Here is a 19,479-nt window from a genome sequence, read left to right as displayed (position 1 = left end):
CCGGTTCGGAGGCGCGGATTTGCAAAAGGGTGGGGAACCCTTTTTCCTGTAAGGCGTCGCAAAGACTGCTTGAACAGGAGAATTCCCCATGTCCCTTCAGGAGACACGGCAGTGGCGTCCGCTGCTGCATTATGCCCCGGCCCGGAACTGGATGAATGATCCGAACGGGCCGATCCTGATTGATGGTGTGTATCACCTCTTTTACCAGCACAATCCGGTCGAGCCCGTCATGGGCTATATTTCCTGGGGGCATGCGACCAGTCGGGATCTGCTGCATTGGGAAGAGCAACCGATTGCGCTGCCGTCCACACCGCAGGAGCAGATCTATTCCGGCACGGTGATTTATGACCGAGACAATCGCAGCAGTCTGGGAACAGACGAAAATTCTCCGCTTCTGGCGCTCTACACCAGCGTATTCCGCGACATGCCGGGCGAGCAGGAAGACGGCACACAGGCGGTTTTGGTTGCGGTCAGTCTGGATCGTGGCGCGACCTGGACGCGCTACGTTCACAATCCGGTTCTGACGCTTGATCCGGTATCCCGGAATTTTCGGGACCCGGCATTGTGCTGGTATGAAGAGGGTGGATACTGGGTGCTGACGGCGGTCGAGGCCGAACAGCAGGTGGTTAAACTCTTCCGTTCCACAGATTTTCTGCACTGGGAATTCCTCAGTGACTTTCGCCCGTCCGGCTATCATACGCCGGACATGCTGTGGGAAGTGCCGGTTTTGGCGCGGCTCCCGATTGAGGGGGAGGCCGGGGCTTCCGGCTGGGTGATGATCGTCAGCGTCAATCCCGGTGGTCTGACCGGTGGATCTGGGACGTTCTATTACGTCGGAGATTTCGACGGCACGATCTTCACGCCCGCAGAGCAGTCAACGGCCACAGATGATCCCTGGCAGTATCGTTGGATGGATTAAGGGCCGGACAATTATGCGATTGTCTGTTTTGCCGGAACGCCCACGCCCGTCAGTATCGGCTGGATGGGCAACTGGAACTACGCCAACCAGACCCCGACGGCTCCGTGGCGCGGCCTGATGACGCTTCCCGCGCATCTGTGCCTTGTCCGTCAGGATGATGGCACGCTTCTGCTGAAGCAAAAGCCCGTCAGTCTTGGCGCTCCGGTCGAGGTTTTTGTCGCCAGCGACATCCGTCCGGAAGCGGAAGTGGCTTGGAAGCTGCCCGATAGCGTTGCGGACTGTACGGATTTCGCGGATGCGGTGCTTGAACTCCAACTGATTATTGGGCCTGACGGAGACGTGGCGGTGCTGACTGTGGCGGCGACGGAGGATGGCATGTTTGGCACCGAGATCCTCTACGACCCCACACGTCGGGAACTGGTTGTAGACCGCAGTCGGTCAGGGGTTTTGGTACCGGACACGACCTTTACGACGCGCCATGTGGCACCCCTTTCTCCACAGGATGGGGTTGTTCGTCTGAGAGTTATTGTGGACCGGAGTTCGGTCGAGATTTTCGCTGCTGACGGACTCGTCAGGATGACAGAGGTGGTATTCCCCCCTCCTCATGCTACGACTGTAACGCTGGGCAGCTACGCAGGCAGCGCATGTTTCAGGAGCGTGAAAGCACGCTGGTTTCGATGATGTGGCAGAATTCTGCCACATTCTTCAGAATAGCTGTGACATTTATGCCGAAATTTCTGGTTCCGATTATGAATCGAACTTTTCACATTTAACCGGCGTTAACACGGCACTTGACCGGTGATTCGAGTCATGAGTATGGGCGCTTATGGCCACTGATTTTCAAGGTTGGCATGCAGGGATCGGAACCGATTCCTGTCTGTTCCGAACAGGAAAGAGGTGGTCCGGAATAACGCGGCATTTTCCGCATTCGGTTCCCGCTGTGGGGCCGTTCTCAGGATTGAGACACATGAAGTTCAAGGTATTTGGCGCGCTTGGTCTGGCGCTTGTTCTCGCAGCCTGTTCCAACGGCAACACCAACAAGGGTGACAGCAACGGCGCAGGCGCCGTCGCTCAGGAAGCTGGCCCGACGCCCGGCAGCGAAGCCGATCTGGTTGCCAATGTCGGCGACCGCGTCTTCTACGAGCTGAACCAGTCCCAGCTCTCTGAAGAAGCTCGCGCTACGCTGGACAAGCAGGCTGCATGGCTCGCCAAGTACCCGCAGGTCAGCATCCAGGTTGCTGGTAACTGCGATGACCGTGGCACGGAAGAGTACAACATTGCTCTCGGCCAGCGTCGTGCAAACGCAGCCCGCGACTATCTGGTCGCCAAGGGCGTGAGCGCTTCGCGCATCACCACGATCTCCTACGGCAAGGACCGTCCGACCGCCGATGGCGACGACGAGCAGGCTTGGGCACAGAACCGTAACGCCATCACGTCTGTTCGCTGAATCGACGTTTCAGGCCTGACGGACTGGGATGATGAACGGCCGGGGGATTATCCCCCGGCCGTTTCTGTTTTATGACTGGGCGCATGTTGCGCGCATGACCCGCCTGCGTGCCCGTGAGTGCGAGTTTTTTGTCTCAGGAGATCCGTTATGGTGCTGTCCCGTTCCCTGCGTGCCGTCTTTCTGGGCACAGCTTTTTCCGTCCTTTTGCCCGCGCTTCCGGCCGTGGCACAGGATGCGCCGGATAGCGGGGAAATTTCCTCACGGGAAGCGATTGCTTTGCAGGATCAAATTGCCTCCCTGCGCCAGCAGCTCTCACAGGTTCAGAATGGCAGCGGCCTGAGTGCCCCCAGTGCGACGGCAGCGGCTCCGGTTTCGGCGGGTGACGGCAACCTGACGGCCCAGCTTCTGGAACGCGTTTCGGCTCTGGAAGAACAGAACCGCCAGATGCGTGGCGAACTGGATCAGCTCAGCAACTCCGTCCGCGACAATCAGGCCAATGTGTCCAAGCAGATTTCGGACATGCAGTTTGCTTCCCAGAATGGCGGAGGTGGGGCTTCGACACCTGTTCCAGCTAAAACTCCGGCGGCAGTCGAAGACAAAGCCTCCGCTGCTACTCCGGACGCCGCCGAGCCGCCGAAAACCGCTCTGGATGCGTTGAAGGTTGGGAATGCGTCTCTTAGATCCGGGAACTATACGGATGCGGAGAGCAATGCGCGTTTTGCCGTGAAAACAGCCCATAGTCTGTCTGGTAAAGTGGATGCACAGTTCCTTCTGGCCCAGTCTCTGGCAGGGCAGAAGCAGTATCGCCAGTCTGCGGTCGCTTATTATGACGCCTATACGAAGGCTCCGAAGTCCCAGAAGGCGCAGGATTCCCTGTTGGGTGTGGCCGCTTCGATGCTGGCGCTGGGTGACAAGAACTCCGCGTGTCAGGCTCTTGATAAGCTGAAATCGGAATTTCCAACCCCTGCGCCGCGGGTGAAGAGCGCCGAGACGACATTCCGGAGCCGTGCGGCCTGTCACTGAAACCCGCGTTGTTGGAAGCAGGACCCGATCATCCGGTCGGGGAATGCGAATTTCAGGGCCTGATGTCAGGTCTCGGCCCTTGGCCACCTGATATCCCGGACGCGCCAGTCGCCCTTGCTGTTTCGGGAGGTGCCGACTCCATGGCGCTCGCGTTTCTGGCGCGGCGCTGGCGCCGCAATGTCGTGGCCTTCGTAGTGGATCATGCCCTGCGGCCTGAATCGGCTGCCGAAGCGCGACTGACGGTTGAACGGCTTGCCGTCATGGGTGTACCCGCCCGCCTCCTGACACTTGCGCCGTTTCCGAAAGGGCGGTTGCAGGAACGGGCGCGCGAGGCACGGTTCGAGGCGCTGGAGGCGGCCTGTGTTGCAGCAGGATGTCTGGATCTTCTTGTGGCGCATCATGCTGGCGATCAGGACGAGACTGTGTGGATGCGCAGCCTGCGCGCGAGCGGACCTCTGGGGTTGGTCGGTATTCAACCGAGTGCCGTACGGGGGCGTATCCGGGTGTGCCGCCCGCTTTTAACGCTTGACCCATCGCGCCTGAGACTGACTTTGAAAGCCGCGGGTCTGCCATGGATCGAGGACCCGTCGAATGCCAACCGACGGTTCGAGCGGGTGCGGTGGCGACAGGATCTGACGCCTGAGCAAAGACACGATATCCAGACCCTTCATCTGACGACGGCACGCCAGGAAAACCGGAGTCGTGAGGCGGTACTGGCCAAAAATCTTGCATCCCATGCCTTCTGGCATCCCGAGGGATGGGTTTTTCTGGAACAGGCCGGGATGAACAAAGAGACTCTGTCCGCTCTGACCCGGCTTGTTTCAGGACATGCGTACCGCCCCGCGCGAGAGGCCGTACGTCTGTTGCTGGAAAAAGGATGCGGCACGCTGTCTGGAGTTCAGCTTCAATCGGCCGGGCGCTTTGGCAACGGCGTGATCCTCGTTCGAGAGGAACGCGCTCTTGCCGCCCCGGTTGTGGCACGGGAAGGTTGTGTGTGGGACGGACGCTGGCGTCTTCTGACGCGTGATATTCCGGCAGACAGTGTGATCGGACCTTTGGGTGACGCCGTGCACGGACTGGATCTGCGCAGGCTGGGTATTCCCTATGCCGCTGCCCGCTGCCTTCCGGGTGTGTGGCATCAGGGTCGACTGATCCTGTGGCCACGGATAGGGCAAATGCCCGGTGAGGCCGATTTTGTCTGGGCTGTCGCGGTTCCCGTGACGGGAGAAAATCATCTCACAGCATAAAAAGATCCTCAAAATCGCAAGAAATGCGTTTTCCTGCCCTTGATGGGGTAGGATCGTGGACGCGGAGGCTTATGTTATGGAGTCAACGCAGAATGTGACCGGTCGGCCAGTTGTGAGGGGTGATCCCGTACTGCATCTGACGGAACAGTCTGAAGGACGACAGAGAGCGAGATGAACAATTTAGGCCGTAACGTCGCGATCTGGGCGGTCATCATCGTGGTCGGAATGGCAGTGCTGACAGCCTTCCAGCCCGGTGGCGGACAGCATGCAGCCCAGCAGATCGCCTATTCCGATTTCATTCACGATGTGGACCAGCATCAGGTCCGTTCGGTTGTGATTCAGGAGCAGAATGTCTCCGGAACCCTGACGAACGGCACGTCTTTCGAGACCTATGCCCCACTTGACCCGAGCCTTCCGGGCCGTCTGACTTCTGCTGGCGTCGAAGTGACCGCCAAGCCGATGGACAGCGGAGAAAGCCCGATTCTGCGTTATGCCAGCGCTTACCTGCCGGTTCTGCTGCTGGTGGGTCTGTGCTTCATGGTTTTCCGCCAGATGCAGGGCGGTGGTGGCCGGGCCATGGGCTTTGGCAAATCCCGCGCCAAGCTGCTGACGGAAAAGACCGGTCGTGTGACGTTTGAAGACGTGGCCGGCATCGATGAAGCGAAATCCGAGCTTCAGGAAATTGTCGAGTTCCTGCGCGACCCGCAGAAATTCACCCGTCTGGGCGGCAAGATTCCCAAGGGTGCGCTGCTGGTCGGACCTCCGGGCACGGGTAAGACGCTGCTGGCGCGCGCCATTGCGGGCGAGGCCAATGTTCCGTTCTTCACGATTTCCGGCTCGGATTTTGTGGAAATGTTCGTCGGTGTCGGCGCATCGCGTGTGCGTGACATGTTCGAACAGGGCAAGAAGTCCGCGCCCTGTATCATCTTCATCGACGAAATCGACGCCGTAGGCCGCCATCGTGGTGCGGGCCTTGGGGGCGGTAACGACGAACGCGAGCAGACTCTCAACCAGATGCTGGTCGAGATGGACGGTTTCGAGAGCAACGAAGGCGTGATCCTGATTGCTGCGACCAATCGTCCGGACGTTCTGGACCCGGCTCTGCTGCGTCCGGGTCGTTTCGACCGTCAGGTCGTGGTGCCGAACCCCGATGTGGCCGGTCGTGAAAAGATCCTGCGCGTTCACATGAAGAAAGTGCCCCTGTCTTCGGACGTGGACCCGAAGGTGATTGCTCGGGGAACGCCGGGCTTCTCGGGTGCGGATCTGTCCAATCTCGTGAACGAAGGGGCCCTGATGGCCGCCCGTCAGGGGCGCCGGACCGTGGGTATGGCACAGTTCGAGGAAGCCAAGGACAAGGTTATGATGGGGGCCGAGCGCCGTTCCATGGTCATGACCGAAGACGAAAAGCGCTCGACGGCATATCACGAAGCTGGCCACGCCATCTGCGCGATCTTCACTCCGGGCAGTGATCCGATCCACAAGGCGACGATCGTGCCGCGTGGTCGTGCGCTGGGTCTGGTCATGACCCTGCCGGAGAAAGATAACATTTCCTACAGCCGTAAATGGTGCTTGGCCCGTCTGGTCATCGCCATGGGTGGCCGCGTTGCCGAAGAAATCATCTTCGGACGTGAGGAAGTCAGCGCCGGTGCATCGGGCGACATCAAGAGTGCGACGGATCTTGCGCGGCGGATGGTGACCGAATGGGGCATGAGCGACACGCTGGGCATGATTGCTTATGGCGATAACGGTCAGGAAGTGTTCCTTGGTCATTCTGTGACGCAGAACAAGAATATTTCCGAAGAAACCGCGCGCGAGATCGACAAGGAAGTTAAAGCTCTGATCGATACGGCCTATAAGCAGGCCCATGATCTGCTGACGACGCGCCTTGATGATCTGCACCGCCTGACCGCAGCGCTTCTGGAATATGAAACGCTGACGGGTGACGATGTCGGTCGTATCATGCGCGGTGAGGCTATCGAGCGGACTGCGGATGACGAGCAGGTGCCTGACAACCGTCGTGCATCCGTTCCGACCACACGTCCCGGCGCGTTTGATCCGGCGCCTCAGGCGGGTTAATCAAGCAACCAATCGCACCAACGGGCGCGTCATCGAGGAAATTATCCCCGGTGCCGCGCCTTTTTTATTTCTGGCAGACAGGCAGGATTTTTCATTATGGCCACCAAGAGGTCTCTGTTCGGTACTGATGGCATCCGGGGAACGGCCAATACTGCGCCCATGACGGTTGAAATCGCGCAGAGACTGGGGCAGGCGGCCGGTCTGTACTTCATGCGGAGCCAGAACCGCCGACACAGCGTCGTTCTGGGCAAGGATACCCGCCTTTCGGGTTATATGCTGGAATGTGCTCTGGTTGCGGGTTTCCTGTCGGCCGGGATGGACGTCATTCTGGTTGGTCCGCTGCCCACGCCTGCGATCGCTATGCTGACCCGTTCTCTCCGGGCTGATCTTGGGGTCATGGTCTCAGCGTCCCACAATCCTTTTACAGATAATGGGATCAAGCTGTTCGGGCCGGATGGTTTCAAACTTTCGGACGAAGTTGAAGGCGAAATCGAAGACCTGATGGCTCAGGATCTTTCTGCCCGACTGGCCTCTCCGGAACGGATTGGACGGGCTTCCCGCCTGACGGATGCGGCTGGTCGTTACATCGAGAACGCAAAGGCGTCGTTCCCACGAGGGTTGCGTCTGGATGGCCTGAAGATCGTCATTGATTGCGCCAATGGCTCTGCTTACCGCGTGGCACCCAAAGCATTGTGGGAGTTGGGGGCAGAGGTCATCAAGATCGGTTGTGAGCCGGATGGCCTGAACATCAATGACGGCGTGGGCTCGACCCATCCGGAAACCCTGTGTGCGGCGGTGCGGGAACATGGTGCGGATTTCGGCATTGCCCTGGATGGCGATGCGGACCGGGTTCTGATTGCGGATGAAAATGGCGATCTCGTTGATGGAGACCAGATCATCGGTCTGATCGCTTCCTTCTGGAAGCAGCATGAACGGTTGCGCGGCAATACTGTGGTTACGACCGTCATGTCCAATATGGGGCTGGAAAAAGCTCTCGCGGAAAAGGGACTTGAGCTTCAGCGGACATCGGTTGGCGATCGTTATGTGGTGGAGCGGATGCGCGAGATTGGGGCCAATCTCGGGGGTGAGCAGTCCGGACATATGGTTTTGTCGGATTATGCTACGACAGGAGACGGTCTGATCGCCGCCTTACAGGTTCTGGCCGTGTCTGTGGAAACCAAACGGCCAGCCAGTGAAATCTGCCGTTTCTTCACGCCGTATCCGCAACTCCTGAAAAACGTCCGTTATTCAGGAGCCAGCCCGATGGGCAGTCCGGACCTTGCTGCTGCAAAGGCCTGGGCGGATGAACGCCTGGCCGGGAGTGGCCGTCTTGTTCTGCGCGCCAGCGGAACGGAACCGCTGATTCGCGTTATGGTAGAAGCAGAAGACGAGGCGCTCGTGCATGAAGTGGTTGATCATGTTTGCGATATCATTCGCGCCATTGCTCATGTCTGAAAGCGCCTGACATCACGCGTTATGCGTGTCAGGCCAGTCGTCTGATCTCAAAGGATCAGACGACTGCCTCGACGATGGGTGCGGTGACTGCTGGAGGCAGGCTGGCGAGCGCAACCGTTTCTGCGACATCGTCTTCCCGGAGGATGTAGCCACGTCCCCAGACGGTGGCGATCAGGTTGCCCGCACCGACATTCTGTAGTTTCCGGCGTAGCTTACAGATGAAGACGTCAATGATCTTCATTTCCGGTTCATCAATGCCGCCATAAAGGTGATTGAGGAACGCGTCCTTGGTCAGGACGGACCCTTTGCGGATCACCAGAAGCTCCAGAATGGCGTATTCCTTGCCTGTCAGATGCAAGGCTGCGCCATCGACGGTAACATTCTTGCCGTTCAGATCCAGCTCCAGATTGCCGACGCGCAGTTTCGGCTCGGCAAAGCCCCGGGAACGCCGCATGACGGCCTGAAGACGTGCGACCAGTTCGCCTGCGTCATAAGGCTTCGTCATGTAATCATCAGCGCCCATGGAAAAAGCCCGGATCTTGGCCTGGGAGCGAAGCAGCGCCGAAAGGACGAGGATCGGCGTCGTGATACGTGCTGCCCGAACGCGCCGGATGACTTCATAACCTTCCAGATCGTTCAGCATCAGTTCGAGCACAACCACGTCATAATCGTAGTGGCGCAGCATCTCGATGGCCTCTTCGCCAGAGGGCGTATGATCGACGGTAAAGGTCGCGTTACGCAGTGTCTGGGACAATGTGGCGGCGGCGGACTGATCGCTATCGACAAGAAGGATACGCATGTTTCAACTCCCGGCTTGGTGAACCAATGGTTACTACCCAAGGTTGTGTCTGTCGATAGACATGGATCAAAAATCGTAAAATTGTCATTATTATTCTCGTTAAAGGGGAACATTAAGCTCCTCTTAACGATAGGGTTGTAGGGTCGGGAAGTCGGAATAATCCGCAGGAAACGGTCGAAAACTGCCTTTATGAGCGATTACGCCAAGCTGCTTGAAATGCTCACGAACTTCACCTGCGACTGGGTTGAAGGAAGCGTGAAAGACGTTGTGGGTCTTTGCATGACCGTGATCGGACTCGATGGATTCATCACGATTGGGGATCGAGTCGCGGTTGAGGCGCGTGACGGGCGGATTGTACAATCTGAGGTTGTGGGATTTCAGGGGGATGTTGCGCGCCTGATGTCGTTTGGTGCGCTGGATGGGATTGGCCCAGGTTGTGAGGCCAGAATTCCCCTCAGCCGTCGTGACGGTGGCCTGAGAGTTAATTCAAGCTGGCTGGGGCGGGTGGTGGACCCGCTGGGGCAGCCGATTGATGGAAAAGGACCTTTGTTCCCTGCGATCAAGAGTCAGGCGATCCAGTGTCCGCCCCCTAACGCGGCCAGTCGGGCACGCCTGGGAGAACGGATTGATCTCGGAGTGCGCGCTCTTGATGCGTTCACGACCTGTCGTCGCGGTCAGAGGCTTGGGCTTTTCGCAGGATCGGGCGTTGGGAAATCGACCCTGCTCTCCATGCTCGCGCGGGGGGCGGAATGTGATGTCGCCGTGATTTCGCTTGTGGGTGAGCGCGGGCGAGAAGTTCGAGAATTTATTGAGGACGATCTTGGCCCTGAAGGGTTGGCCCGGAGTGTTCTGGTGATTGCAACATCTGATTCACCTCCGCTGATGCGTCGTGAAGCAGCTCTGTCTGCCATGGCGATTGCGGAATATTTCCGGGATCAGGGTAAGTCGGTTCTGCTTCTGATGGATAGCGTGACGCGGTTTTGCATGGCGCTGCGTGAAATTGGTCTGTCTGCGGGCGAACCTCCTGCAACGCGTGGTTATCCGCCTTCCGTGTTTGCCGAACTGCCCCGCCTTCTGGAACGCGCAGGTCCGGGATATCCCGATCAGGGGATGATTACGGCTCTCTTTACTGTGCTGGTGGAGGGAGATGACCAGAACGAGCCGGTTGCGGACGCCGTGCGCGGTATTCTGGATGGCCATATCATTCTGGATCGCAAGATCGGTGAACAGGGACGCTATCCCGCCATTGATGTCCTGCGCTCCCTGTCCCGTGCGGTTCCGGGATGCAATTCCCCTGAGGAAAACGCCCTTACTCAACGTGCGCGCGCAGCGATGGCGACCTATCAGCGTATGGCGGATATGATCCGTCTTGGTGCTTACAAATTAGGCACTGATCGTGAGGTTGACGAGGCCATCACGTTGATGCCCAAGCTGAACCAGTTCCTGTCTCAAGGGCGGAACGAGCGATCGACGCGTGCGGAGGCTTTTGAACAACTGGCCCAGATTATGCAGACGATTCCGCAAACCACTCCTTTAAATGCGGCGTAAAGGATCCTTCAGGATGGAACACTCTCCTCTCGACACCCTCATCACCCTGCGTGAGCAGGAGCTTGATCTGGTTGAAAGAAGTTTTGCGGAGGCCGTTGCGCGTGAGACGGCTGCGGAAGAAAAGCTGTCGGCGGCTCAGGAAGAAATCCTGAGCGAGCAGCGGATTGCCTCCAGTCCAACAGCGGGGGATGGTGCTGTGGAAGCCTTCAGCCGCTGGCTTCCTGCGGGGCGGCAGGCTGTTGCCGAAGCACATGCACGTTGCCGCGAAGCCGCACTGGATCGTGAAACCGTGCGGTCGGCACTGATTATCGCGAGAGCTGCCATGGAAGCCGTCAAAACTCTGAAGGAGGAGCGACAAGAGGAAGAACGGCAGGCGGAGCGCAAAAAAGAACAGAGTGCGCTGGATGAACTGGCCATTCGCCAGTTCAGTCAGTCCTGAGCAGCGTCCCGACTGCGGAGTGCTGCCTCAATCTGCGTGATTGTGCCAATCAGGGCGCAGGCTACGGGATGGGTGCTGTCGCGAACAAAGGCCAAGACGAGATCGGGATCGCTGGGAAACAGATCGCTTTGCAGCGTGGTGACAGGTGTCATTTCGCCCATCTGCGACGCGTTCTGGGCTGCGTGAGTCAGAATACGGGCGACGGCTTTTTCGAGTGCCGGAAGAAGCACACTGTGGGGAGCATTGTGGTTTGCGGCATGTGTCGCAGCGAGTTCGTCCCAGCCCGCACGGGTGACGAAGGCGGGAATACCATCTGATGGCGTCTCCCGCTCGGCACGAAGAAGGGCGCCGGACTGGGCCATGCCGAGGATATCCAGGGCAGGGAGGAGTGCGGGGTCGAGTTTAATGGGCATTCGGATCTTTTTCGGAGACTGAAGCGGCCATGTCATCCTGCTGGAAACACGGCCGCGGTTTCGTATTCAGTGGGGTGGGTTGCCCATGGCCTGCATCAGGGCCGTAACCTGCTGGGGTTGCGCTTTGAAAAGCGCGACATTGGCGGGATTGGGGCTTGGCATTCCGGCTGGAAGCTGGCCGTTGCTGGCGGCAAGGGTCATGCCGAAGGTCGTCATGCCCATCACGAAGCTTTCGGGCGTGAAGCCGTGGCTTTGCAGGACGGGCGCAAGTCCGGGGATCTGGCTGATGCGGCTGATTGTCTCGGCCAGGCCCGCGCCGTGCGAGTTGGGAGGCTGGATGTTGCGGGCCTGAAGCTCGGCGATCGTTGCCGCCGCACGGGTCATGAAGTCCGGCGGCAGGGGATATTGCATGGCGTGCTCCATATCGGCACGGACCTGCGGCGGAATCTGAGGAGTCTGCTGTGGGGTTCCCTGAAGCGGCACGCTACCGTCGATCTGGGTCTGGCTTGTGGTTCCCCCCTGAGCGGGGTAGCCGGTTTGCGGATAAGACTGTGCCTGTGCGGCCAGAGGCAGCATCGCGACAGAGACGAAAAGGCCTGTAAGGCCTGTCATGCGGAAAAACGTCATATCTGCACCCATTCTCCAGCGCGCATCAGCGGCACGCGGTTGCCGTTCTTGAGGCCATCAAGATCGATTTTGTCCGAACCGATCATCCAGTCGATATGAATAAGGGAGTCGTTGACGCCTCGTTCCAGAAGTTCGTCCGGCGTCAGACCTTCGATATCGACCATGCACTTCGTGTAGGCTTGGCCGAGTGCGATATGGCTGGACGCATTCTCATCGAACAGCGTGTTCCTATACAGGATCTTGCTGGCCGATATGGGCGAGGAATGCGGTACAAGGGCGACTTCGCCAATCCGTGCCGCGCCTTCATCGGTATCGAGGATCCGCTTGAGCACGTCCTCGCCCTGACTGGCGGTTGCTTCGACAATACGGCCGTTTTCAAAGCGCACCGAGATTTCGTCGATCAGCGTTCCCTGATGGAACAGCGGCTTGGTGCTGCTGACGCGCCCGTTGACCTTGCTACGATGCGGGGTCGTGAAGATTTCCTCGGTTGGGATATTCGGGTTGCAGACGATGCCATTTCCAGATTTTTCTGAACCGCCTGCCCAGAGATGTCCGTCCGCAAGGCCGACCGTCAGATCTGTTCCGGGGCCGCTGAAATGCAGGGCGTCGAACCGGCTGTCGTTCATGAATTTCGCCCGGGCATGCAGGGCGGCGTTATGGGCTTTCCACTCGGCGACAGGATCGGCGACATCGACGCGAGATGCTTTGAAGATACCGTCCCACAGGGCCGCGAGCGCCTCTTCAGGGGGCAAATCCGGAAAGACCTGTTCGGCCCAGGCCGGTGTGGCGCAGGCGATGATGTTCCAGTTCACGGCAAACTGGGTGATGATTTCCATCGCCGGACGGTTTGCCTTGGAACTGGCGCGGTTGGCGCGTGCGATGCGTTCGGGGTCCTGCCCTTTGAGCAGCGTCGGGTTGGCGCCGGTGATGGCCATGCGGGCCGCACCTTCGCGGAACGCGCGCGCCATACCCTCAGCCAGCCATGTGGGAGCGACGTCGAAGGCGTCGTCCGGGGCGTGGATGAAACGTGCGAGCGTGGTTTCATCATCCGCATACAAGGTCGTGACGAGTGAAGCTCCGGCTTTGTATGCGTGTTCCGTGACGCGTCGGACCAGTGAGACGGCCGTGAGTGGTGCGGTAATGAGGAGCTGCTGGCCCGGCGAGATGTTCAGGCCAACGCGGACGGCGACCTCGCCCAGACGGTCGAGCAGCTGTTCGTGCGAAAAGGTAGAGGGAGCGGACACGTTGGACTCTTTCGCAGTGATCATTCTGACCCTCATGGTGTGCCCTGTCGCGTTGAAGTGCAAGAGAGCAGCGCGTGAGGTGACAGGGCTTTGAGGGCGCAGTATCGTGCCGGACATGAAACCCGGACTTCATATTTTCGCTGATCCAGGCACGCCCGACCAGCGCCCTTTCGATGTGGCGGTTGTCATGCCAAGCCTTCTGAGGCCTACCATTATCCGGGCGGTCCAGTCTGTTTTTCAGCAGACGGGAAATCTGCGGGTTCAGATCATGATTGGTTTGGACCGCCCTCCGGAAGACGGTGCCGACGATCTGATTCAACGCGCGATCGAAGGGCGGCCACCGAGTTGGGCCGTCGAAGTGCTCTGGCCCGGCTATTCCACATCACAGCGTCATGGAGGGTTCGGGCGGGCAAGGGACGGCGGCGTATTGCGCAGCGTGCTCAGCCAGCTTTCGAATGCTCCACGCATTGCTTATCTCGACGATGATAACTGGTGGGCGCCAGACCATCTGTCCTCTCTGTTGGCGGCGATTGAAGGACAGGACTGGGCGTGGGCAGGGCGCTGGTTCGTGCATCCGCGGACACTGAAACCAATCTGTGAGGATCAGTGGGAGTCGGTCGGGATCGGAGGGGGGATTTTCCGCGAAAGCTACGGCGGGTTCGTGGATCCGAACTGCCTGATGATTGACCGGGCACGGGCGCCTGAAGCGCTGGAAATGTGGAATCAGCCCTTAGTCGGGGATAGAACGCAGATGACGGCGGACCGCAATGTTTTCAAAGCATTGATGGATCGTCCGGGAAAACCGACCGGGGAATATACCGCGTATTACGTTCTGACCGAGACGGACGGCCTGCACTCTACGAGGCTACGTTTGATGGGGCCGGCATGGGACCGGGCGTCAGAGACACACGGGGACGCTGTTCAGGCGTCTTGATGCAGAGAGGCTGGTACGGAGGAATTGTCGTACCAGCCTCTCTGCGACCATCCTTTACATGGAACGGATCGTATTACGGCGCGGCGGACGGCGCTGGCGGTCGGACTGGGCGTCCGGGTTTGCGGCCTTCGCGGCTTTTTCGCGCGCGATGGTGCGCAGTTCGGTTTCCAGCTCACGAATGCGGCGCTGAATGCTTTCCTTCAGCGTCGGAGACGTGTGGGACTTCATGGAAGCGATCGTTTCCTTGAGGTCCCGAAGCTGCTTTTCCTTTTCGGCCTGATTGCGGCGAATAGGCTGGTTGTCGGACATCTGTCCCTGAAATGCACGCATGTATTCGGTCTTTCCGCATGAAACATTCATGGGCCTCCCGTTCATCCGGAAGATGACGGAATGGAGGGCGCAGAAACGCGCCCGTCTGGCCCTGTCTGGCTCATGATTATGGGGGACGGGGTATTACCGTCCGGTTAATTCAGGATCGGGAGGAGAGGATGTCCCGCAAAACGTCAGTCAGGCGGGTGCAGGATTCGTCCGTTCCGATCGAGATACGCAGCCAGTCCTGGATGCGCGGGGTGGAGAGGTGCCGGACAAGGATCGCACGCTCGCGCAGGGCTGCGGCGATGGCTCCGGCCTTGTGCTCCGGGTGGTGCACAAGAATGAAATTGGCACAGGATGGCAGGACTTGGAAGCCAAGATTTTGCAGTTGCGGAACCAGCCGGTCGCGGCTCGCAACGAGGCGGGCCGTGATGTCTGCGAGCCATTCGGTATCCTGGATCGCGGCGATGGCCCCGGCCTGTGCTGGGCGGGAGAGGGGATAAGAATTGAAACTGTCCTTGACGCGGATGAGACCCTCGATCAGTTCCGGAGAACCGATCGCAAAGCCCACACGCAGTCCTGCCAAAGCGTAGGACTTTGAGAGCGTCTGGACGACCAGAAGATTGTCATGACGATGTGTCAGTTCAATGGCGGATTGGGCACCGAAATCGACATAGGCCTCGTCGATGATGACGGTCCGGTCAGGATGGCGCTTGAGGAGGGTTTCGATCTGCTCGAGCGACAGGGCGATTCCCGTATTGGCATTCGGGTTGGCGACGGCGATTCCGCCGCAGTCGCCAGTGTAGGAGTCGATGTCGATCTTAAAATCGTCATTGAGCGGGATGTGGCGGAACGGCTGGTCGAACAGGCCGCAATAAACCGGATAAAAGCCGTAGGTCACGTCCGAGAACAGGACCGGCGCGTCGTCGTGGAACAGCGCGCGGAAGGCATGGGCCAGAACTTCGTCGGAGCCATTGCCGACGAAAACGCGATCGGCGGTGGTGCCGAACCGGGTCGCAATCGTCTCCCGCAGGTCTGCCGCTGTCGGGTCCGGATAAAGGCGCAGGTCGTCAGACGCCACGTCCCGGATGGCTTGAAGCACTTTCGGGCTCGGACCGTAGGGAGACTCGTTCGTATTGAGCTTCAGCAGGTCCGCGAGTCTGGGCTGTTCGCCCGGTACATAGGGGTGCAGATCCTGAACGCGGCGGTTCCAGAAACGACTCATGCGGACGCTCCGGCGAACAGGCCGGTCATGAGCTGGCGTTCGGCCAGATCACGGGCCGAAACGCCGTCCGCATCCTTCAGGTCCGGGTTTGCTCCGGCGGCAAGAAGCTTTTTCGCCATGTCTTCGCGGTTGAACATGATGGAAAACATCAGTGGTGTGCGACCGGCATGATTGGCGTGATCTACCTCGGCGCCATGATCGAGCAGAAGTGACGCGATCTCGGTCAGGCCCTTGAACGCGACGCCCGAAAGTGCGGTGGCGCCCTTGAGATCGGTGGCTTCCGTGTCGGCTCCGCGGTCCAGCAGCAGGCGCGTGGCATCCGTGTGGCCGTTGTAGGTAGCGACGATCAGGGCGGTATAGCCACGGCTGTCCGGCGTATCGATGGCCATGCCGGCATCCAGAAACTGGGTCAGGAGGTCGGTATCGCCTTCACGGGCCGCGTCGATGAACAGGGCGGTGATCTGGTCTGACGTGAAAGTGACGTTCTGGGCGTTCATGACGGTTTCCACATGGCGGTGTCCCCGATGACAGAAAATCCGGGGAAGGGATGTCGGAGGGCAGTTTAGCTTTTTGTGTCAACTGACGGAAGAGTGAGGCTGTCACCGTTTTCCAGCGCCCGGAAAGGACGGCCCGCGGGTCGGCAGGCGAACTCCAGACGGGTGGGCGGCTCCAGAATGGCCTCGTCGGTGAGTTGGAACGTGCCGAAATGGATCGGCAGTCCCTGTTTTGCTCCGAGCGTATCGAAAGCCATGAGCGCTTCTTCGGGAGACATGTGAACGCGGCGCATCAGGTTGCGCGGCTCGTAGGCCCCGATGGGCAGGATGGCGAGGTCGATATCCGGCCAGCGACGGTGGATCGCGTCGAAATGTTTGCCCCAGGCCGTGTCGCCCGCGAAAAAGACCGTGTGGCCGTCTGCTTCGATTGTGAAGCCGCCCCAGAGCGCGCGGTTGGAATCGAACGGCGTGCGTGCGCTTCCATGCAGCGCGGGCGTGGCTGTGATGCGGGCACCGTCATCAGTCGTGCCGTCCCACCAGTCCAGTTCGACGATGCGCGGAAGAGCGGCCTTTTTCAGATGGCGACGGTTGCCCGGAAGGGAAATGCAGAGCGGATCGTCACGTTCGGCCAGTGCCCGCAGGCTCGGCAGGTCCATGTGGTCATAATGGCAGTGCGAGACGAGGATGATGTCGATGCGGGGAAGGGCATCCAGCGCGATGCCGGGCGGGCAGACGCGGCGGGGACCGAAACTGCGGAAGGGGGAGCAGCGTTCGGAAAAGACCGGATCTGTGATGATCCGCAGAGGCGCGCGTCCTGCACGGCCAAACTGGAGCAGAACGGTCGCATGACCGACAAACGTGACACAGCATTCCCCCGGAGCAGGCGCGACCTGATCGTAGGGTTTCTGCGGGGGAAGGGCATCCGGCCAGCGTGGCCTGAGGCCCATCTGCCAGCGGAAGATGTTCCCGATCCGCTGCGAGGGACTGCGGGACGTTCGCGTCTCGTCCGGGCGCCATTCTTCGGGGTTTCGGTAATGACGACCGTCGAAGTGTGGCAGGTTGTCTTCAAGCACAAGAGCGTGTTTCACAATATGGTTTACCGATCAGCCATTGCGTCTGTCGCGACTTCGCGTCATGCCGTGGCAGCAGAAGGTATGGAAGATATCGTTGCGTTTCTTCCTGTCAGTCACAAGCCGGAGATTCCATTCCGATGAGTACGCTTCCTCAGCTCACCATCAATACGATCCGCACTCTTTCGATGGAAGGTGTCGAGCGCGCCAATTCCGGCCATCCCGGCACGGCCATGGCTCTCGCCCCCGCGATGTATGCGGTCTGGCAGCATGATCTGAAATACGATCCGGCCGATCCGTGCTGGCCTGCCCGTGACCGTTTCGTGCTTTCGGTCGGTCACGCGTCGATGCTGCTGTACTCCACCCTGTTCCTCACAGGCGTGAAGGATATTCAGGATGGCAAGGTCGTTGATGCGCCGTCCCTCACTGTCGAGGATCTCTCGCAGTTCCGTCAGCTGAACTCCAAGACGCCGGGTCATCCGGAATACCGCTTTACCGCTGGTGTAGAAACCACGACCGGTCCGCTCGGACAGGGTTGCGGCAATTCCGTCGGCATGGCGATCGCGCAGAAATGGATGTCCGCGCGCTATGATCGCCCGGGCTTCAAGCTGTTCGACTATCACGTCACGGTGTTCTGTGGCGATGGCGACATGATGGAAGGTGTGGCTTCGGAAGCCGCGTCCACCGCTGGCCATCTCGCACTTGGGAACCTGACCTGGATCTATGATTCCAATCAGATTTCCATCGAAGGGTCGACGGATCTGGCCTTCACGGAAAATGTGGGCAAGCGTTTTGAAGCTTATGGCTGGCATGTCCAGACGCTGCCGGACGGCAACGATGTCGAGGCCATTCTCGCAGCCCTCAAAGCTGCGCGTGCAGTGACGGATCGTCCGAGCATGATCGTGCTCAAGACGGTCATCGGCTACGGCGCGCCCAAGAAGGCCGGTACGGCTTCGGCACATGGCGAGCCGCTGGGTGCGGAAGAAATCAAGGGTGCGAAGGCCGCCTATGGCTGGCCGGAAGATGCTCCGGACTTCTATGTCCCGGACGGTGTGAAGGAGCATTTCGCCGAAGGTCTCGGCAAGCGTGGCGCGGAAGCTAATGCGGAATGGCGAGAGCTGTTCTCGGCCTATCGTGAAGCCCATCCGGACCTTGCGGCTGAAATCGACTGCATCATCGAGCATCGTCTGCCGGAAGGCTGGGACAAGGACATCCCGACTTTCGAAGCCGATGCCAAGGGCGTTGCCTCGCGTGCAAGCTCGGGTCAGGTTCTGAACGCGGTTGCGAAGAACCTGCCCTGGATGATCGGCGGCTCTGCTGACCTCACGCCGTCCACCAAGACGGACATCAAGGGCGGCGGCTCCTTCCAGCCGGAAAAATGGAACGGCACCTATGGCGGCCGGAACCTGCATTTCGGTGTGCGCGAACATGCGATGGGTTCCATCTGCAACGGTATCGCGCTGTCGGGCATCCGCTCCTACGGTTCGGGCTTCCTGATCTTCTCCGATTACATGAAGGCGCCGATCCGTCTGTCGGCCATCATGGAACTGCCGGTTCTGTATATCTTCACGCATGACTCCATCGGCGTGGGTGAAGACGGGCCGACTCATCAGCCGATCGAGCAGCTCGCACAGCTTCGCGCCACGCCGGGCATCATGACGATCCGTCCGTCCGACGCGAACGAAGTGTCCGAAGCCTGGCGGACGCTGATCCCGATGACGCACAAGCCTGCCGTGCTCGCTCTGAGCCGTCAGAACCTGCCGACGATTGACCGCACGAAATATGCGTCCGCCGCCGGTCTTGCGAAGGGTGCTTATGTTCTGGCGAGCTGTGACGGCAAGCCCGACGTGATCCTGATCGCTTCGGGTTCGGAAGTCAGTCTCGTGGTGACGGCTTACGAAAAGCTGACAGAAGAGGGCATCAAGGCCCGCGTCGTCTCCATGCCGAGCTTCGATCTCTTCGAAGAGCAGAGCCAGGAATACCGCGATTCCGTCCTGCCGCCGGATATCATCGGCCGCGTTGCGGTCGAACAGGCCGCGGCGTTCGGCTGGGATCGGTATGTCGGCATCGGCGGTGCGATCATCGCGATGAATACGTTCGGTGCGTCGGCTCCGGCCTCCGCACTTCTCACGAAATTCGGTTTCACGCCTGAAGCGGTTCTTGACGCAGCAAAGCGTCAGGCCCTGCGCGGCAAGTAAGGGAGAGAT

General features: G+C 59.6%; 18 protein-coding genes and 1 pseudogene. 11 read left to right on the top strand and 8 right to left on the bottom strand.

Features of this window, described 5'->3' with window-relative positions; genetic code table 11:
• Positions 1 to 88: 88 nt before the first annotated feature.
• The 7 genes and pseudogenes from JK213_RS02200 to glmM all read left to right on the top strand — a co-directional run.
• Positions 89 to 1,078 (top strand): annotated as a pseudogene (locus JK213_RS02200) (glycoside hydrolase family 32 protein); the annotation flags it as partial.
• Positions 1,079 to 1,165: 87 nt separating this feature from the next.
• Positions 1,166 to 1,600 carry a GH32 C-terminal domain-containing protein gene (locus JK213_RS02195; RefSeq protein ID WP_322783036.1) on the top strand — a complete coding sequence of 145 codons (435 nt, stop codon included), beginning with the start codon at positions 1,166 to 1,168 and terminating at the stop codon, positions 1,598 to 1,600.
• Positions 1,601 to 1,886: 286 nt separating this feature from the next.
• Positions 1,887 to 2,366, top strand: a complete 480-nt coding sequence (gene pal, locus JK213_RS02190) for a peptidoglycan-associated lipoprotein Pal (protein WP_062029150.1) — start codon at positions 1,887 to 1,889, stop codon at positions 2,364 to 2,366.
• Positions 2,367 to 2,513: 147 nt separating this feature from the next.
• Positions 2,514 to 3,389, top strand: a complete 876-nt coding sequence (locus JK213_RS02185; RefSeq protein WP_211571262.1) for a tetratricopeptide repeat protein — start codon at positions 2,514 to 2,516, stop codon at positions 3,387 to 3,389.
• Between the two features lie 11 nt (positions 3,390 to 3,400).
• A complete protein-coding gene (gene tilS, locus JK213_RS02180) occupies positions 3,401 to 4,636 on the top strand; it encodes a tRNA lysidine(34) synthetase TilS (protein WP_249200371.1) in 1,236 nt (411 codons plus the stop codon).
• A gap of 171 nt (positions 4,637 to 4,807) precedes the next feature.
• On the top strand, positions 4,808 to 6,712 hold the full coding sequence (ftsH, locus tag JK213_RS02175; protein WP_099285457.1) for an ATP-dependent zinc metalloprotease FtsH: 1,905 nt from the start codon (positions 4,808 to 4,810) through the stop codon (positions 6,710 to 6,712).
• A 96-nt stretch (positions 6,713 to 6,808) separates the two neighbouring features.
• The gene (gene glmM / locus JK213_RS02170) at positions 6,809 to 8,167 is read left to right on the top strand and encodes a phosphoglucosamine mutase (protein WP_194261908.1); all 1,359 of its coding nucleotides are present in this window, start codon (positions 6,809 to 6,811) and stop codon (positions 8,165 to 8,167) included.
• A 55-nt stretch (positions 8,168 to 8,222) separates the two neighbouring features.
• Here the strand turns inward: glmM and JK213_RS02165 are convergent, their stop codons facing one another.
• Positions 8,223 to 8,966: a response regulator transcription factor gene (locus JK213_RS02165; RefSeq protein WP_211571261.1), complete on the bottom strand. Its 744-nt coding sequence runs from the start codon at positions 8,964 to 8,966 to the stop codon at positions 8,223 to 8,225.
• Positions 8,967 to 9,155: 189 nt separating this feature from the next.
• Between JK213_RS02165 and fliI the strand changes: the two genes are divergently transcribed.
• Positions 9,156 to 10,514 carry a flagellar protein export ATPase FliI gene (fliI, locus tag JK213_RS02160; protein WP_194261909.1) on the top strand — a complete coding sequence of 453 codons (1,359 nt, stop codon included), beginning with the start codon at positions 9,156 to 9,158 and terminating at the stop codon, positions 10,512 to 10,514.
• 13 nt (positions 10,515 to 10,527) lie between these two features.
• Positions 10,528 to 10,953, top strand: coding sequence for a flagellar export protein FliJ (gene fliJ / locus JK213_RS02155; protein WP_194261910.1), 426 nt, complete (start codon positions 10,528 to 10,530; stop codon positions 10,951 to 10,953).
• Here the strand turns inward: fliJ and JK213_RS02150 are convergent.
• The 3 genes from JK213_RS02150 to JK213_RS02140 form a co-directional block, all read right to left on the bottom strand.
• The gene (locus JK213_RS02150; protein ID WP_194261911.1) at positions 10,944 to 11,366 is read right to left on the bottom strand and encodes a hypothetical protein; all 423 of its coding nucleotides are present in this window, start codon (positions 11,364 to 11,366) and stop codon (positions 10,944 to 10,946) included. The genes fliJ and JK213_RS02150 overlap by 10 nt on opposite strands.
• A gap of 66 nt (positions 11,367 to 11,432) precedes the next feature.
• Complete coding sequence (locus JK213_RS02145) at positions 11,433 to 11,978, bottom strand: hypothetical protein (RefSeq protein ID WP_228125406.1); 546 nt, start codon at positions 11,976 to 11,978, stop codon at positions 11,433 to 11,435.
• 11 nt (positions 11,979 to 11,989) lie between these two features.
• Positions 11,990 to 13,273, bottom strand: coding sequence for an aminopeptidase (locus tag JK213_RS02140; protein ID WP_194261913.1), 1,284 nt, complete (start codon positions 13,271 to 13,273; stop codon positions 11,990 to 11,992).
• 79 nt (positions 13,274 to 13,352) lie between these two features.
• On the opposite strand from JK213_RS02140, the gene JK213_RS02135 reads away from it, so the two are divergent.
• Entirely contained in the window at positions 13,353 to 14,171 is an 819-nt protein-coding gene (locus tag JK213_RS02135; protein WP_194261958.1) for a glycosyltransferase family A protein, read from the top strand.
• 54 nt (positions 14,172 to 14,225) lie between these two features.
• On the opposite strand, the gene JK213_RS02130 is transcribed toward JK213_RS02135, so the two are convergent.
• The 4 genes from JK213_RS02130 to JK213_RS02115 all read right to left on the bottom strand — a co-directional run bounded on the left by JK213_RS02130 (position 14,226) and on the right by JK213_RS02115 (position 17,275).
• Positions 14,226 to 14,501, bottom strand: coding sequence for a hypothetical protein (locus JK213_RS02130; protein WP_062029124.1), 276 nt, complete (start codon positions 14,499 to 14,501; stop codon positions 14,226 to 14,228).
• A gap of 139 nt (positions 14,502 to 14,640) precedes the next feature.
• Positions 14,641 to 15,708, bottom strand: a complete 1,068-nt coding sequence (hisC, locus tag JK213_RS02125) for a histidinol-phosphate transaminase (RefSeq protein WP_194261914.1) — start codon at positions 15,706 to 15,708, stop codon at positions 14,641 to 14,643.
• Positions 15,705 to 16,205: an ankyrin repeat domain-containing protein gene (locus tag JK213_RS02120; protein WP_194261915.1), complete on the bottom strand. Its 501-nt coding sequence runs from the start codon at positions 16,203 to 16,205 to the stop codon at positions 15,705 to 15,707. Before JK213_RS02120 ends, hisC begins: the two co-directional genes overlap by 4 nt.
• Positions 16,206 to 16,270: 65 nt before the next feature.
• The gene (locus JK213_RS02115) at positions 16,271 to 17,275 is read right to left on the bottom strand and encodes an MBL fold metallo-hydrolase (RefSeq protein WP_194261959.1); all 1,005 of its coding nucleotides are present in this window, start codon (positions 17,273 to 17,275) and stop codon (positions 16,271 to 16,273) included.
• 137 nt (positions 17,276 to 17,412) lie between these two features.
• Between JK213_RS02115 and tkt the strand changes: the two genes are divergently transcribed.
• On the top strand, positions 17,413 to 19,470 hold the full coding sequence (tkt, locus tag JK213_RS02110; protein ID WP_194261916.1) for a transketolase: 2,058 nt from the start codon (positions 17,413 to 17,415) through the stop codon (positions 19,468 to 19,470).
• The last annotated feature ends 9 nt before the right edge of the window (positions 19,471 to 19,479 follow it).

Origin of the sequence: Gluconobacter sp. Dm-44, assembly GCF_018256175.1 — a bacterium.
GTDB lineage: Bacteria > Pseudomonadota > Alphaproteobacteria > Acetobacterales > Acetobacteraceae > Gluconobacter > Gluconobacter cadivus.
This window is presented reverse-complemented; position numbering and strand designations above follow the sequence as displayed.